The 15,992-nt window shown below is 57.8% G+C and carries 7 protein-coding genes; 4 read left to right on the forward strand and 3 right to left on the reverse strand.

The genetic code is table 11. The annotated features are described in order from the left end of the window. Nucleotides 1-83 precede the first annotated feature (83 nt). The 3 genes from QNJ86_RS01900 to QNJ86_RS01910 all read left to right on the forward strand — a co-directional run bounded on the left by QNJ86_RS01900 (nt 84) and on the right by QNJ86_RS01910 (nt 4,478). The gene (locus QNJ86_RS01900) at nt 84-833 is read left to right on the forward strand and encodes a response regulator transcription factor (protein ID WP_283830877.1); all 750 of its coding nucleotides are present in this window, start codon (nt 84-86) and stop codon (nt 831-833) included. 2 nt (nt 834-835) lie between these two features. Beyond that, nucleotides 836-2,257 carry a sensor histidine kinase gene (locus tag QNJ86_RS01905; RefSeq protein ID WP_283830878.1) on the forward strand — a complete coding sequence of 474 codons (1,422 nt, stop codon included), beginning with the start codon at nt 836-838 and terminating at the stop codon, nt 2,255-2,257. Between the two features lie 163 nt (nt 2,258-2,420). After that, the gene (locus QNJ86_RS01910) at nt 2,421-4,478 is read left to right on the forward strand and encodes a cation:proton antiporter (RefSeq protein WP_283830879.1); all 2,058 of its coding nucleotides are present in this window, start codon (nt 2,421-2,423) and stop codon (nt 4,476-4,478) included. A gap of 55 nt (nt 4,479-4,533) precedes the next feature. On the opposite strand, the gene argS is transcribed toward QNJ86_RS01910, so the two are convergent. Next, entirely contained in the window at nt 4,534-6,261 is a 1,728-nt protein-coding gene (gene argS, locus QNJ86_RS01915; RefSeq protein ID WP_283830880.1) for an arginine--tRNA ligase, read from the reverse strand. A 239-nt stretch (nt 6,262-6,500) separates the two neighbouring features. On the opposite strand from argS, the gene QNJ86_RS01920 reads away from it, so the two are divergent. Continuing rightward, the gene (locus QNJ86_RS01920; protein ID WP_283830881.1) at nt 6,501-6,935 is read left to right on the forward strand and encodes a GNAT family N-acetyltransferase; all 435 of its coding nucleotides are present in this window, start codon (nt 6,501-6,503) and stop codon (nt 6,933-6,935) included. Nucleotides 6,936-7,077: 142 nt separating this feature from the next. On the opposite strand, the gene QNJ86_RS01925 is transcribed toward QNJ86_RS01920, so the two are convergent. Both QNJ86_RS01925 and QNJ86_RS01930 read right to left on the reverse strand, forming a co-directional pair. Further along, the gene (locus QNJ86_RS01925; protein WP_283830882.1) at nt 7,078-13,812 is read right to left on the reverse strand and encodes a SpaA isopeptide-forming pilin-related protein; all 6,735 of its coding nucleotides are present in this window, start codon (nt 13,810-13,812) and stop codon (nt 7,078-7,080) included. Nucleotides 13,813-14,295: 483 nt separating this feature from the next. After that, nucleotides 14,296-15,906 (reverse strand): YfcC family protein, encoded by a 1,611-nt coding sequence (locus QNJ86_RS01930; protein WP_283830883.1) that lies wholly within the window; start codon nt 15,904-15,906, stop codon nt 14,296-14,298. Between the last annotated feature and the right edge of the window lie 86 nt (nt 15,907-15,992).

The following is a 15,992-nucleotide window of genomic DNA, read 5'->3' on the forward strand; positions in this document are numbered from 1 at the left end:
GGCTGCCTTACACGTGGGGGCGTGGCATGCGGAGCGGGGCGAAGGTGTGGCATACTAGTGGACATGAGAGAAGGAGGCTGCGGATGACAGCGGGTGGGTTTGGCATGGTGGACGCGCATTTGCGCGACAAGCGCATTCTCATTGTGGATGACGAGCGCGAACTGGCAGACATGGTGGCTGCCATCCTGCACGGCGCGGGCTTCACCTGCGTGAGCGTGGCCCACTCGGGCGCGGAAGCGCTCGCGGCCGTTGACGCATGCGCAGCTGATGCGGAGCGCGCCTTCCAACTATTTATACTCGATGTAATGATGCCACACATGGATGGCTTCGAACTACTCTCCCACCTGCGGCAACGCACTGCCTGCGCGCGCGTGCCCGCAGTGTTTCTCACGGCGAAGGACGAGCCTTTCGACCGCGTGAGCGGCCTTTCCCTGGGCGCGGACGATTACATCGCCAAGCCGTTCCTACCCCAGGAACTCGTGCTGCGCATCGCCGCTGTGCTGCGTCGCTGCTACGCGGAGGAAAGCCCCCTGCTTGAACTGGACGCCAGCCGCGTAAACTTCGCCACGGCCGAGGTGGAGCGCGCCGACGGCGAAACGGTGCTGCTCACGGCCAAAGAACACGAAATCTTAAGCGTACTCGCGCGCAACGCCGGGCGCATTGTGACCATCGACGCGCTCTGCGAGGCGTGCTGGGGTACGTCGTTTGGCTACGAGAACTCGCTCATGGCGCACATCCGGCGGCTGCGCGAAAAGATTGAGGCGAACCCGTCGAAGCCCGTCTCGCTCGTTACCGTGAAGGGCCTCGGCTACAAGCTGGTAAAACGAGGCTAGTCATGATGCGGGCGAACCAGAAACAGCGACGCGGCGCGGCACCCAACCTCGCGCGGTTTTTCACGAAGCAGCTGCTACTGTTTATGGCGCTCGCGTTTCTCATTGTGGTGGTGGACTTTTTCCTGTATGCCCTCATTGCCTACCGGGAATCGAACGAACACTACAACGACGGCACGCCCGTCACCACGGTGCGCGCCGTGGATGCGGCGCTTTCGCGTGACGAAGGCGGCGCGTGGATATTCGCTCCGAAGGGCCTCGAAACACTCGCTGAACAGGACGCCTGGGCGCTGCTGGTGGATGGCGACGGGAATGTGGCCTGGTCCCACGGCGTGCCGACCGAGGTGCCGCGCGTCTTTACACCCAACGACATCGCCATGGCCGCGCACTACGCCGATCTCGCTGGCTACCCCACCTTTTTCTGGAACCGCGACGATGGGTTGTTGGTGGTGGGCTTTCCCAAGGGCGAATACTGGCACGAAAGCCTGACCTTCCCCACCTCCACCATTACGAATCTGCCGCTGTACGTGCTGCTCATATTCAGCGTTGATCTGGCTATTCTGTTTGTGATGTACGTGGTGTCGCGGCGGCGCACGCAAAATGCGGTGGGGCCCATCGCCGAAGCGCTCGACGCGCTGTCAGAGGGCCGCGCGGCCGAACTGCACCTGAAAGGCGACCTACGCGACATCGGCCAGCAAATCACCGAGACAAGCGGCATCATCGAACAGAAGGACGCCGCACGCGCGAACTGGATTCGCGGCATCTCGCACGATATCCGCACGCCGCTCTCCATGATTCTAGGCTACGCAGACGCCATTGCTTCCAGCGAGGCCACAAGCGACGAAGCGCGTGCAAGCGCCCAGGTCATCCGCGCACAGGGACTCAAGATCAAAGACCTCGTGACCGATCTTAACACCGCCTCGAAACTCGACTACGACTTGCAGCCTCTCCACCTTGAGCGCGTGCACCTGCCGCGCCTTCTGCGCACCGTGGTGGCCGGGCACGTGAACAGTGGACTGGACGAGCTGCACCCCCTTGAGCTGGATGTGGCCGAAGATGCGGCTGAGGCCGTGGTGCTTGGCGACGAGCGCCTGCTCACGCGCGCGGTAGAAAACGCCATCGCGAACGCGCGGGTGCACAACGAGACAGGCTGCACGGTGGCGGTGTCGCTACACGTTGCGGACGGCCACGCTCTTGTGCGCGTGGCCGACGACGGTGCTGGCGCCACACCTGAGGAACTGGCCGCCCTCGAAGCGCGCCTTGCCCGTGCCCGCACGGCCCGCAGCGCCGCCGGCTCCTACGGCGAAGAACATGGCTTGGGCCTGGTGCTGGTCGATCGCATCGCGCGCGTCCACGACGGCGCACTCAAGCTGGAAAGCAAGCCAAACTACGGCTTCACGGTGGAACTTTCCTTGCCCCTGGTATAGCGCCTGCTGCCTCTGGCGTTGACATTCTACCTCTATGTAACCGTCGCGAAACTTCCCTCTTCGAAGCCTCTTAAAGAGGGCTTGTCAAGTACAATAGCAATGTCCGCGTTGTACGCAGGCCTCCCCCGCATCGCCCAAGCCTTAAGGCAGGAGGTAGAACCCTATGGAAGCACTTGTGCTTGCTCTTCTTTTACTGGCAGCCGTTTTGGTGTCTTCCGTCATCGACCAGTTGGTGCCGAAAATTTCCTCCCCCCTCATCCAAATTGGTCTGGGCCTGCTTATTGCGTTGCTCGCACCCGCACAAATCAACATCACCCTTGACCCCGAACTGTTCTTGGTCCTGTTCATCGCGCCACTTCTGTTTGATGAGGCAAAAAACGTCGACAAGGGCGCGCTCTGGAAGAACCGCTGGCCGGTGGTATCGCTGGCTATTGGACTGGTGATTGTGACGGCACTCATCATTGGCGTGGTGGTGAACAAGCTGGAACCCTCTATCGAATTGGCCGCCGCCATCGCACTTGGTGCCGCACTCGGTCCCACCGATGCGGTAGCCGTGGCGTCGCTTTCGCGCGACACCGACATTGGCGCACGCAACAAGAGCATCCTCGAAGGCGAATCGCTCATCAACGACGCATCCGGCATCGTGATCTTCCAGTTCGCCATTGCCGCCGCGGCAGGCACGGCGTTTTCGCTCGCAGACGCTGCGGCCGATTTTGCCGTGAGCTTCTTTGGCGGCATCCTCGTAGGACTTCTTCTAAGCTGGGTCGGTAAAGCGTTCGTGCAGCGCGTGCGCTCCTGGGGCTTGGAGAACACGACGTTTCACGTGCTGTTTGAGGTGTTCACGCCGTTCATTGTATTTCTGGTAGCTGACGCGCTGGGCACGAGCGGCATCTTGGCCGTGGTGGCAGCGGGGCTCGTGAATATCATTTCGCCGCGCGCCATTGGGCCTTCCATATCCCGCATGAACATTGTTTCATCAAGCGTGTGGCGCGTGCTGGCCTTTGCGCTCAATGGCGTGGTGTTTGTGCTGCTGGGGACACAGTTGCCGAAAGCCATGCAGAGCACCTGGGACGACGTGAGCATTCACAACGCGGTACTCATCGGGTACGTACTGCTGATCACACTCATCTATGTAGTCGTGCGCTTCGGGTGGATTTTCAGTATGGAGCGCATTCGTGCACGTCGCCGGCCGGCCGCTGAGCGTCCCAGTTGGCACACCGACGTGCGCTCGGCACTGGTCATGACGCTGGGCGGGCCGAAGGGCACCATCACGCTGGCCGTGGTGCTCACCATTCCCCTCTACATTGCGACGAATGAGCAAATGGTGGGCGATGTGGTGGCATCATTCCCCCAGCGCGAACTTATCATTTTCTTGGCCTGCGGTGTTATCGTGGTCACGCTGCTGTTGGCCACGTTTGTCGTACCTCTATTGGCACCAAAAAAACCCGCAACTGACGAGGAACTACGCTGCGATGAAACGCAGGTGAATCTTGAGATTTTGCGCGCCGTCATCGAAGAGCTGGCCGCGCGCCAAACCGCTGAGACGCGCGTAGCCACACAAACGGTCATCCACTCGTACAACGAGCGTATCGCACGCATTAAGGACAGCAACGACCTGGACGACGAACCCAACACGGCACTGCGTCTGCGCGCGCTCGCCTGGGAACAAGCCTACGTGCTGGACTTAATCGAAAAAGAGGAAATCTACCCCATTGTGGGCTATCAGTACTTGAGCCGCCTCTCGCGCGTGGAAGATCTACTGAAGCATCACGCCGGGCGCTGGACGATACAAAACGCGTACCTGCGCCTGCGCGCCCTCGTACGTGCAGGGTGGCACCGCCTGCTGAGCGACCTGCCGGGAGTAAGCCCCACCGAGCGCACCCAGGCCATCCGCGCCTTGCAGCTGCAAGCGGCAGAATACCTGGTAGGCAAGCTACAAGCCATGCTCACCTCTCCCGAGTGCGACGAGCCGGCCGAAGATGTAAGCGCGCTCATCATGGAATACCAGCGCACGATAACGCTCATGCGAAACCAGAACCCCTCCATCACCGCACTTACGCGCACCGCCGACAAAACTGTCGATATCGTACGCCAGGGCCTGCGCCTTGAACTGGAGTTCATCCAAACCCGCTACGAGGAAGGCGACCTCTGCCGCTCCTCCGCCAAACGCCTCCGCGAAAACGTCTACCTCATGCAGGTAGACTTGGAGGACAACGTATAAAAAAGTTCCGCCAGTCGTGAAACCGGCGGAACCTGAAATTCTTCGAAACCGGTAACTACATTTTTGCGGGCGCGCTCACACCTAGCAGGTTCAGCGTGGTGGCCAGCACGATGCGAGCGGCGTCCACCAGGGCCAGACGCGCGTTCTTCACGGACTCTTCCTCGCCAATAACATGGCAGTTCGTGTAGAAGGAGTGGAACAGGCTCGCGAGGTCCTGCGCGTAGTGCGTCAGGCGGAACGCGGCGCGGTCGCGCGCGGCTTGCGCCACGAGCGGGCCAAAGTCGTCCATCTTGCGCATGAGGGCCAGTTCGCTCTCGTGCGTAAGCGGGGACAGATCCACGTTGGCCGGAATCACCTTCGCTGCCAGCTCATCCATGGAAAGCGTGCCGTTCTCGGCAGCCTCGGCGTCGGCCGGATTGGCAGCCTTGCGCAGGATGGAGCAAATGCGGGCGTGCGCGTACTGCACGTAGTACACCGGGTTCGAGGCGTCCTTCTTCTTCGCCACCTCAATGTCGAAGTCGATGGGCTGGTCGGAGGACTTCGCCAGCATGAGGTAGCGCGTGGCGTCCACGCCCACCTCGTCGATGAGTTCCTCAAACGTGATCATCTCACCGGTGCGCTTCGACATACGCACGGCCTCGCCGTCGCGGAACAGGTTCACCAGCTGGCCAAGCATGATTTCCAGCGCACCGGGCCAGCCCCATGCGGCCAGCATGGCCTCGCAGCGGGCGATGTAGCCGTGGTGGTCGGCGCCCCAGATGTTGATGAGGTGGTCGAAGCCGCGCTCCATCTTGTTGTAGTGGTAGGCCACGTCGCTCATGAAGTAGGTCATCTCGCCGTTGGCCTTGATGAGCACGCGGTCCTTCTCGTCGTCAAACGCGCTCGACTTGAACCAGGTGGCGCCGTCCTTGACGTAGATGTAGCCCTTTTTGTCCATGGCTTCGAGGCTGCGGTCAACCGCGCTCTTGCCCGTCTCGTCGGGCACGTACAGGCTGCGCTCGCTGAACCAGCACTCGAACGTGGTGCCGAAGCGCTCGGTTACGCGATGCTGTTCGGCCAGCTCATAGGCGTAGGCGCGCTCGCGGAAGTTCTCCATGCGCTCCTTGGGGTCGGCATCAAGCCACTTATCGCCATCCTCGTCGATGATGGCCTGCGCGATGTCCTTCACGTACGCGCCGGCGTAGCACGCCTCAGGCATTTCCACGTCGCGGCCGAGCAGCTGCTGGTAGCGAACGGCCACCGACTCGCCGAAGTTGTCCATCTGCGTCCCGGCGTCGTTGATGTAGAACTCTTCGAACACGTCGTAGCCGGCGTGGCGCATGACGCGCGCCGTGGCATCGCCGAGCGCGGCCCAACGGCCGTGGCCCACGTGCATGGGGCCCGTGGGGTTCGCGGAGATGTATTCCAGGTTAATCTTGCGCTGGCCCTCGGGGATGGTGCCGCGGCCGAAGTCGTCCTTCTCGGTGCGCACGGTGGCAACAACGCTTTGCAGCGCCGCCGGGTTCAGGCGGATGTTAATGAAGCCAGGGCCGGCGATCTCAGCCGTCTGAACGAGGTTGTTCTCGGGCAGATGATCCACGATGATTTGGGCAATCTCGCGCGGATTCTTCTTGGCAAGCTTCGCCGAACGCATGGCAACGGTGGATGCCCAGTCACCGTTGGCCTCGTCGCGCGGACGCTCGAGAGCCGCCTCGGGGGCTTCGTCAAGCGCAAGCGAGCCGTCCGCCATCGCCTGAGCGACGGCGTCGTTAATAAGCTGTTCGAGTTCTTCGCGAATCTGCATGTTTTTCCATCTTCCTTCGGGAAACCAGCCGCCGTGGCCAGGCGGCTCTGTCGTCTACGCAATCCGGACAATTCTACCATCTTTTTAGCGGCGCGTCCCTACCTGCTACCCAGGCCACCGCCCTCAGATAGCCTTATGCAGAAAACATCCACACGACCTTGCACAAGCTCCGTTTCCTTGAGCGGGCGACGGGCCCTCTGTGGTATCGTAAGCGCGCAAAACGAAGGGAGAAGCGCTTTATGGAAATCCGGTTTACGCAGAGCAACTTTGACGACGCACGCCACGTGCGCACGCGTGTGTTTATGGAAGAGCAGGGCTTCGAAAACGAGTTTGACGACATTGACGAGGACGCGCGCACGATACACGTAACCGCGTACCTCGACGGTGCGCTGGCTGGCTGCGCACGGACGTTTCCCGACTTCGAGCGACCGGAAGAACCTGGGCGTTGGATTTTTGGCCGGCTGGCCGTGCTGCCTGAGCAGCGCGGCGCGGGACTGGGAGCGGCACTGCTGGCCGAGTCCGAACGACTGGCGCGCGAGGCGGGCGCCACCGAGATGCACCTCCACGCCCAATGCCGCGTAACCCCCTTCTACGAGCGCACCGGCTACACGCAATACGGCCCTATTGAACTGGACGAACATGTAGAACACATCTGGATGAAGAAGAGTCTATAAGCTTCCTTCACCTGCCAGGTTTGCCGTAGGACAAGGGCTCTGCCCTTGCCTTCAACTACGTTTGACCTGGCAGGTTTGTTTTTGCCGAGCGGCAAGGGTAGAACCCTTGCCCTACGGTCAACCTATGAAGGAACGGTTGTCGCTATCGGTGGCGTAAGCGGCGGAAGGCAACAAGGGCTGTTGCCGCAGCCGCAAGGGCAAGAACGGCAATAGGCAAACCCCAGGGCGCGTCCCCCGTTCCCACCAAAAGCGGCGGCTGACCGGGCGTAGAGGAATCAGGACGAGCGGGAGGCGTGGGTGTACCCGGCGTACTCGGGCCACCGGGGTTCTCAGGCTTGTCCGGGCTCTCTGGGTTCTCAGGCTTGTCCGGATCACCAGGAGTATTTGGCTGATCAGGATTGTCAGGATTGTCCGGGTTGTCAGGATCACTCGGATCGCTGGGATTATCGGGATTGTCCGGGTTATCGGGATCATCGGGATCGGGGGTATCCGGGCCGCCGGGGCTAGGCGGAGGCGTGAGCGACCTGTCCGTCATCGAAACCTTGGTGACGCGGTTCTCACCAAAAGCCGCCGGTGTATCACTTACCATAAACTTCACGTCAGTAGCAAGCGCATAGCCTTCAGGAGTTTCAAGTTCTACCAGGCGATATTCCTTACCCGCAACGAACTTCCCCGTTACCACATGCGCCGTGTCGCTTGACACCCAGGGGCCCTCCACTACCGTGTCACTCTCGTCAACCACCTGCAGCTTGGCACCAGCGAGGGGCCTCCCTGCGGAATCGACCTTCCGAAACTCCACCACTACTTGGGGTTCCCTCCACACGATATCACCGTTCACAATTTGTGCCGTGCCAGAGCCATCATCAAAGCTCTTGAGCTCTGGCGCACCGCCAGCGCCCACCTTAAACGAAATTTTGATGGGGTTCTTCGACACAAGGCTGCCATCGGGCGCCACACGTTCCTGAATGACGTACTCCTGATTCATGAGCACGCCCTTGAAGGTGAGTATGCCGTTTTGGTCGGTGGTTGCCTCCGCGATAAGTTGAAGAGCGGCGCGTTCCTGCGCCGACAAAGAAGCACCCTGTGGGTGAGGTCCTGCTTTCGCCACGGACTTATACAGGCCATACGTCGACCCCGGCAGCACCTGGTTGGGATCAAGCTCCGACACCTTCTTTATGCTGATATCGGTGCGTATGACATCGTTCACAATAGTTTTCACGACACCAGATGACCCAATAGGCGCGAAACTTGACAACGTGCCGTTCGGCGCGAACACGGCTTTATGCACCTCTGACGGTACATGCCCCGCTGGTGTCACGGTTTCCTTCACGTAGTAGGTGTTCCCGCCCTCAAGACCGCGGAAGGTCACGCTTCCGTCTGATGCACTTGTTGTCACAGCCTCCGATCCATCCGCAAGGTGTGCAGGATTAAGGCACGACTCATCGGTATACACCCTGAACTCGACACCTGCGAGTGGCCGTTCCGCCTTGGGATCGTCCGAACAGGATTCATTGAAGAGTTCCGTCTTTGTGAACGAAAGCTCGGTCAACTCGTTGAGTATCGGCTCTCCGTCGTTGAGCGCAATCGTTTGATTGCGTGTAGTTTGATCAACAGTGAACTCATAATGTGTGCCGTCCACTTGATAGCCCGGCGCAGGTATGGTTTCCACTACGTGATACGTTCCTGCGGGGACGTTGGGGAACCACAGCTCGCCAGCTTGTGTTGCCGTAGCGGAATGCGGGTTGTGGTTAGAATCTTCGCCCTCAAACGGCGTGCCCGCAGCCGCCGTCGTACGCGTATCGATAGCGGCTTGCTCCACCCCGCCAACAACAGGACGCAGTTCAAACGTCGCACCCATCAGCGCCGTTGAATTTTTATCCTGTTTCACCAAGTGCGCCTGGGCGTTGAGCGGTGTGTTGGTAAGGAATGCATCACCCGAGGTCGATTGCACCGCCACCACCGACAAACTAGGCCAGGTATACCCACCGCTCTCGGGAATGGTAAACGGCTCCGTCATAACCCCTTCGAACAAGAAGTCGCTACGTGTGGCTACCTCCTTGAAATAGTACGTGCCAGCAGGAAGGCCACAGCGAATCTGATCACCCTGCTTAGCATTGCCGATAGTGCGACTGAACGTACGCTGAGAGCCAATGGTAGTCACCTTGCCGTCATCACCTGAGACGAAGTGGCCACCCGCATTCACCGGCTCATCGGAACCTTGGAGATACAGGTCAAACGATGCACCAGACAGCGCCTTTCCGCTTTCTGAATCCTGTTTGAAGAACTCAGCATGACCCACAATACGCTCGTTGCGCAGAATGAAGGAGTTGCCCAAAACCACATTTTGGAAGGCGCCTTTATCTGCATCACCCTCAAGCGCTAAGCCATTATGCAGGTCAACCAGCGTCGCCTTGCCGTACTCGTTGATGGTGAACTCGATGACCTGGCTAGCTTCGTGGTTCGCGGTCTTGTAGCCAATCGGAACAACAGTTTCAATGAGGCGGTACTTCGCTCCGCGGTCGAGCCCCGCAAAGGTATGCCCCTCCTTGGCCTCATCTACCGTGGCGGTAGTCCACTCTCCCTGAGAAACGTCCATCCATCCGCCACCGCCATCAGACTTCTGCAGCTTGACCGTAGCGTTTGCAACACCTTCGCCCCACTGGTCGAGCTTCTTCACCGTCACGTGCGCGGGGTTGTCTTGCACCGTGAGGGTAGTACCCTCGACGGAGCCGATGCCCTCATCCTTTGACACCTTACCAAACGCATCCACCGTGAACTTCACGGGATCAAACTTGCTCAAGGTAGCGTCGATTGGGCCGGTATCTTCCACAAGCCAATACATCCCCGCCGGGATGCCATCGAGTTTCCAGGTGAAGACTTGATTTGCTTCGTCAATACGCGTACTCAATTCGGCACCATCAAACGCGTTCTTAGCTTTCTCGGCGCTCTGGGAGCCGTCGGCGTTTGCTTTATAGATGCTCAACTCAACACCCTCAAGGCTGGGGGCGGTCGTGGTTTTCTTTACCGTAAGTTTGGTGGGAGCGTTCGTGATAGCCGGGGTTACATCGTGCGCGGTGCCCATTGGCTCATAATTCACTTTCCACGGCTCCCCCACCTGCCCAGGAGCAACTACACTGAAGTACTTCGCACCCTCGTAGCGCGTATACCCCTCAGATGTCGCCGTTTCCTCAAGGCCATACTCACCCCACGGCAAGCCGCTGATCGTAAGATCGCCCGAAGCAGCTTCATGCAACTCTGTCACTGGCCCCGAGGCGTTATAGGTATAGCTGCCTTCCGCATTCTTGGTGAACGCAAGCGGAACCTTCGGATTCGTCCCAAACCCGTTGGGATACAAAGAGAGTGTAAAGGTAGACTGGCGAGCGCCCTGATATGTAAGCCCTTTTATTTCGCCATAGGTCTTCTTCAATTGAACAGGCACGTTACTCGTCGTGCGCGCGTTCTTCACCGCCTTGTCCTGGCCCTGAATGATGGTGGTGCCCTTCGCTCCGGTTGTGAACGACCCCTCCGTCGTGTGGTACTTCGTTTCACCCACCGAGGCCACATCTTCTTTATAGTGATAGGCGGTATTCGGCTCTAGGCCGTAGAACGATACAAGACCATTCTTGTTCGACACCGCCGTTTTAAGGATGGTCGTTTGATCGTCCTCTTTTGACAGGAAGAAGCGCACGCCCGACAGCGGTGCCGTTTCTCCGCTGAAGGCATCCACCTTTACCAGCTTGTAAATGGCCTTTTGCGTGAGCCACCCCCACGAACTGGCATCGACATCAGCAGAAATAGTATCATCGCCCAACGGCGTGTCACCCATGACAACACTTACCGTATTGGTAACCTTACCGCCAGAGGCAGGGCCGACTATCTTCGCCTGATATTCCAACACATAGGACGCGGCACCATCGGGCAACTTCACCTTAAGGACAACCTTGTCTTTGGTGGCATCATAGACAAGCTCCTTGCTCCACCCCGCTGTAACAGCGGCACCATGTCCGTCCTTGATGAAAGCACCCTCGTGTTCGGCATAGTACAGCTGCACCGTGGAAAGGTCGATCTCAAGCGCCTCGTCGAATTCGTCCGTGGCCACAGCATTCGTCAGCTGCAGGCCGTTGGGGTTGAGGGCGATGCGGTAGTCAAGAATCCCGTCCTTTTGACGTGAACCGTCAACCGACTTTGCGGCGAATTGTTCAGAAATGTCGGGGGTATCCTGCGTGCCAATGCACTCAGCCACTGCCCCACCGTCGGCTAGGTAGCCATCAGAGTCGGCCATGACAGTGTTTTTCACCAAGATCCGGAACCCGTCAACAAGCCATTCATTCTGATAGAGCGCTTGCAAAACCGCCTTGTCGAGCGTGAGGGGAAGGTCGATGATATAGCATGCCGACGCCTCAGCCGCACCCGTTACGCTGAAATCAACGACCTTGTTGGCGACCCACTGGTCAATAGCCGTCTTAAATTCACTCGTGACATCGCTCTTTGCGTCGCCTTGTTTCTTTGTCACCTTCACAGACGGAACCTGTGAATTGGTTGCATCTCCGTTGACGAAAGTCCACTTCGAGGCATCAATCGTTGTCTTTTCAGCTCCAGATGAATCGACAACATGCGCTGTAATCGCCTTCAAGTCATCAGCCATGGTTAACTCTGTGTTGGGCATCTGGTTACCATTCACCGTGATGTAATAATGTAAGTACCCGGTCGATTCGCCCTTCATATCAACCACGGTGTAGTTGCTCGTCTTGGTGAGGAAGGCGTTTTTGAACGTGCGTTCGGCGCTATCCGCGGCCTCATAGGTGTGTCCGGGAGCCGTTACCGCGAGATTCGCCGTGTTCCTATAAGTGTGATCTTTGTCGTTCTCGCGCTGGAAATTGAGCGCCTGGCTTTGATAGGCTATCTCGATGTCGTTGAGTTCATACTGCGCCCGTTTGAAGGTAAACCTCATCGCGTGGGTGTCTGGGTCGAAGGAGAAAACAGTAACCAACTCGTCCTTCGTGAGAGATGTTCCCTTGTGCGTAACCTTAACCGAATCCAGCAGAAGATCCTGGTCGAAGGTGCCATCTTCCTGAAGTCCCACCACATCGGTGATCACGCCCTGCGTATAGTCCTCCGAGCGGGTGGAAGGCTTGATGATCCAGTCAATGACGCCGGTATGCTCATCATACGTGGGTGTGTCCTTGTCCAAGTAGGCAACGTTGAAGTTTGTACTGATATCGAACTTGGTATCGTTTTCTCCCGGGCCGGGCCCGCCCGTCGGCCAGTCATACGCCATCCACGCCTGGTTGGGGAAGGTGATATCCACCTTTTTATCGCTGTCACCATCAACGGCGATGTCCGTCTCAAACGTGATACGTTGCTCGGTGCTCACCACTCCGTCGAAGTGGATTTCCAACAACGTCGTATTATCTGGGGTTTCGATAGTTTTCACGGCGTAGGTGCCACTGGGCGCAGGATTGGGAGTTGTGTCATACACCTTATCAAGAGGAACATCATTAACTTTCAGCGTTCCATTCCGATAGGTGGCACGTGCGTCAAGCCGATCAAATACCACGACGTTTTGGGCCGCGCCAACGCCGCCCTTATTGATAATGATATCCCAAGAGATAATGCTGCTGTTCAGCGGTTGCCCCGACTTGGAAATACCGAACTGTGGTACCGTCACACTCGCTTCCGCTCCCTGTTCAGGCGGCACCACAACTTCAGAATTCTGAGGTGATTCCATCTTCACGCTGTTTGCCACCTGCTGTTCACTCTTCGCAGTAGCGTTCAGCACCGCCTCATTCACCTTGGTTTTCACCGTGATGTCATATGGCGCCACCGCAGTCGAATCGTCGGGGAAGGTATAGGAGAAGGTGCCTCCGTGCACGTCGGCGGGCTTAACAAGTTCCGCGCCATCGGGCCCGGTCACGCTTGTGACTGCTAGTTCATTCTCTTCGAAGGTGTCTGTGACGGTAATACCTTTAAGAGCGAGGCCCGCAGATGCGGGCTCGCTTCCTACTGTGATAGTCCACGTAATGCTATTGTCGTCCTTGTTGTATGTGCCGTGCTTTTCCATCCCCTCAAGTTTTGGTGAGGTAGGAGGCACCTTAAACGTATAGGTTGTACCCCCATTTTGGAGAAGCCACGGCACCTGGGTGGTGTCGGTATCCTTGAGTTGGTCTTTATCCAGCTTGAACGTGGCACCTACCCCACCAAAGATGGATACGTAGCCCTTGTCAAGGTTCACCGTATCGGTGAAAACCACCTTGAAGAACGCTTTTCCCTGGTCATCCTTTTCAATGGTGTACGTTGCAATTGCCAACCCAAGGGGTGAATAAATGGTTTGCGGCGCTTTGTTTTCGTCGACTATAAAGATGCTCGGCAGCGCATAGCGATAGTAGTCACCCGCCTTGATTTCTCGCGTAAGGTCCGGCGATTCATCATCGACAAGAATTTTGAAAATAACCTCCATATACAGGTTATCAATAGAGGCAAACGGCACGGTGGAGAAATCAAAAACCTGGGCCTCGTCCGTTCCCGTGTTTGATATGTCGTGGGACACACCGTGCACGTCTTGGTAGGAAAACGCAGCAACGCCCAAAAGAAGTTGGTCGAGGTCATGCGTTTTGTCCGGATCACTGTTCGTCCCCGACTCCAAGTCGAACGGAAGTTCAGACGTCTCTACCTCAGCCTCTTGCGCCTCGCCTTCATTCAGATTGTTTTCATTCGGCTCAACAAGGGGCGCTCCTTCCTCAGAAGCGAAGAGGTCGTCAGACTTTTCCGATAACGGGGGCTCAGGAGAAACTTCCCCCTCGTGCGAACCCTGAGGCCCCGTACCTTCTTCGGTCACATCGCTGGTACCGCTTTCCGGCATATCGTCAGCGGGAGCCACATCGGGCGAAGGCGCCCCTTCCGTCCCACCTTCCCCTTCTTCTGTGCTTGGAAGCATTGAAATAGCTGCCCCCCCCCCCAGCGCCGTATGCCGCGAGCGGCTGGAGGATGGCGTTATTGCAGGTGATTACCAGCAGGAATGCGAGGATGAGTGAGAAAGCGTTGCGGGCGGCGTGGCGGTGCATACAAGTTCCCTTCGGCTGCGTTTGAGCGGTCTTTCGGCAGGATAGTCAGCTCAGTTTATGCCACCCGGATGTCTAATAAAATGCGTTCAATTATTACTAGAACCCCAGATCAACCATTGACTTTTCCCGTACAGCCACCGACCGCAGCGCGCTCAACGCCACCCACACACCCTGCTTCCCATAGCACCAGGTATTTCCCTCCCCCTCAATACCAAAAAGCCCCCGCCGAAGCAGGGGCTTTACGAGGGCTTATCTCAGCGATGCTACTCGCACACCAAGTACCATCATATCGCGAAGCGTCAGGCGGCTCCGGGTATGATAAGCATCGCTGCCGTCAGGATGATGGCGCACACCACACCCAAGATTACAAACAGCACACCGCCGAACTTGAGCCAGGTGGAGTACTCCACCTTCGCCAGCGCAAGACCGCCCATGATGGCGCCCGACGTCGGCGTGAACAGGTTCACCAGGCCGTTACCAGCGCTGTAGATCATAATCATCACGTCGGTGGAGAACCCAAGGTGGTTCGCCAGCGGGCCCATGATTGGCATGGACACGGTGGCCATGCCGGACGACGACGGAATGAGGAACGACAGCACCACGTACAGCAAGAACGAAAGCGGTGCAAAAATGACAGCCGACATGCCGGCCAGCGCATTCGCCGCGTTCTCGAGGATCCACATGTCCAGACCCGTCTCACCCATTAGCACGGTAATCGAACGCGCCAGAGCGATAATTAACACAACGCTCATCATGTCGGCTGCGCCGTTGATAAACGCCTTCACAAAGCGGCTCTCAGAAAGACCGCCAATAAAACCAATCACAATAGCCATGAGCAAGAACCAGGTGGAAGCTTCGTCGAAGTACCACTGACCCATAGGAACGCCGGTCAGGAAGGCCGACCAACCCTGACTGATCTGCTCTTCGGTGGTAACGGTACCGGTCACGGTGCCGTCAAACGTCAGCTCGCCACCCACCTTGGCATCGTCCCACGAAGCGGCAATGTCGTCACCGGACACTTGCGTGGTAACCTCTTCAGTAGCCGCGCCGGCATCAAAGATAGTAATGCCAAAGTCTTCCCACGGGATGAAGCTGACAATCATCACCACAAACGTGAGCGCGAACACCACGAGCGTCCACTTCTGGCGACCGGTCAAAAGCTTCTTGGCCGGCTCATTCTCAGCCTCAACGGCATCCTGATGAGCTTCGCCGAACTCGGCCTTCATGGTTTCCTGCTCCTGCAGCGACAAAATAGTGGAGCCCTTGTTGGCCTTCACCTTTTTGGCGTAACGCATGACAAACACAATAGAAATAGCCAGCGTCACAATCCACAGGATAACACCCAGCAAAATGATAGTGCCCTGGTTGATTTCGATGCCCGTGCCAGACAACGAGTCAACTGCGGCGCCCACCGCAAACGGGTTCACCGTGGAACCCAGCACGCCGCAACCAGCGCCCAACAGCACAACCGCTGCACCCACGATGCTGTCAAAACCAGCAGCCACCATGGTTGCTGCCAGCAGCAGGTAGAACGGGACCGTTTCCTCACACATGCCATACGTCGTGCCACCAATGGAGAAGATGAACATCAAAATGGGTATGAGAATTAACTCATTGCCCTTCAGCTTCTTCACGAGCGCCGCGATGCCCGCATCAAGCGCACCGGTTTCCGTAACAATACCCAGAAAGCCGCCCAAAATTAAGACGAACAAACACACCGGCAAAGCGTCGGTGAAACCCTTGACCGGCGCGGTTGTTACATCGGCAATCGTCGCACCCGTGACACCTTCCACACCGGCAAAACTCATGATCAGCGTGACTATGGCCAACGCTATAAGAATGAGTACCAGGATGGTAAATGACGAAATTGATCGCTTCTTCCTGCTTTTTTCCTTCGTTTTCTCGGTCATGAGGACCCCTCCTTCTACAAGGATCGAGGCGGATAAAATGGCGAACGAGAAATTCATACGGGCCGACCGGAAGCATAACCGCCCGG

It is taken from the genome of Gordonibacter faecis, from assembly GCF_030077735.1.
Taxonomy (GTDB): domain Bacteria; phylum Actinomycetota; class Coriobacteriia; order Coriobacteriales; family Eggerthellaceae; genus Gordonibacter; species Gordonibacter faecis.